The sequence below is a fragment of the Vibrio sp. 1-2 (7-a) genome (assembly GCF_013048515.1).
Lineage (GTDB): Bacteria > Pseudomonadota > Gammaproteobacteria > Enterobacterales > Vibrionaceae > Vibrio > Vibrio diabolicus.
In genome coordinates this window covers 1-1,066 of sequence record NZ_VHSQ01000028.1, presented here as the reverse complement: position 1 = coordinate 1,066, position 1,066 = coordinate 1, and the positions used below count along the sequence as shown (strand labels likewise).

Annotated in this window: 1 rRNA gene; it reads left to right on the top strand. The window is 53.7% G+C overall.

Annotated elements, in window-relative coordinates:
- Positions 1–1,066: ribosomal RNA gene (locus tag FKN08_RS23585) — 16S ribosomal RNA — on the top strand; the annotation flags it as partial.

Below are 1,066 nucleotides of genomic sequence, written 5' to 3'. Positions count from 1 at the left end.
TTTGACGTTAGCGACAGAAGAAGCACCGGCTAACTCCGTGCCAGCAGCCGCGGTAATACGGAGGGTGCGAGCGTTAATCGGAATTACTGGGCGTAAAGCGCATGCAGGTGGTTTGTTAAGTCAGATGTGAAAGCCCGGGGCTCAACCTCGGAATAGCATTTGAAACTGGCAGACTAGAGTACTGTAGAGGGGGGTAGAATTTCAGGTGTAGCGGTGAAATGCGTAGAGATCTGAAGGAATACCGGTGGCGAAGGCGGCCCCCTGGACAGATACTGACACTCAGATGCGAAAGCGTGGGGAGCAAACAGGATTAGATACCCTGGTAGTCCACGCCGTAAACGATGTCTACTTGGAGGTTGTGGCCTTGAGCCGTGGCTTTCGGAGCTAACGCGTTAAGTAGACCGCCTGGGGAGTACGGTCGCAAGATTAAAACTCAAATGAATTGACGGGGGCCCGCACAAGCGGTGGAGCATGTGGTTTAATTCGATGCAACGCGAAGAACCTTACCTACTCTTGACATCCAGAGAACTTTCCAGAGATGGATTGGTGCCTTCGGGAACTCTGAGACAGGTGCTGCATGGCTGTCGTCAGCTCGTGTTGTGAAATGTTGGGTTAAGTCCCGCAACGAGCGCAACCCTTATCCTTGTTTGCCAGCGAGTAATGTCGGGAACTCCAGGGAGACTGCCGGTGATAAACCGGAGGAAGGTGGGGACGACGTCAAGTCATCATGGCCCTTACGAGTAGGGCTACACACGTGCTACAATGGCGCATACAGAGGGCGGCCAACTTGCGAGAGTGAGCGAATCCCAAAAAGTGCGTCGTAGTCCGGATTGGAGTCTGCAACTCGACTCCATGAAGTCGGAATCGCTAGTAATCGTGGATCAGAATGCCACGGTGAATACGTTCCCGGGCCTTGTACACACCGCCCGTCACACCATGGGAGTGGGCTGCAAAAGAAGTAGGTAGTTTAACCTTCGGGGGGACGCTTACCACTTTGTGGTTCATGACTGGGGTGAAGTCGTAACAAGGTAGCGCTAGGGGAACCTGGCGCTGGATCACCTCCTTA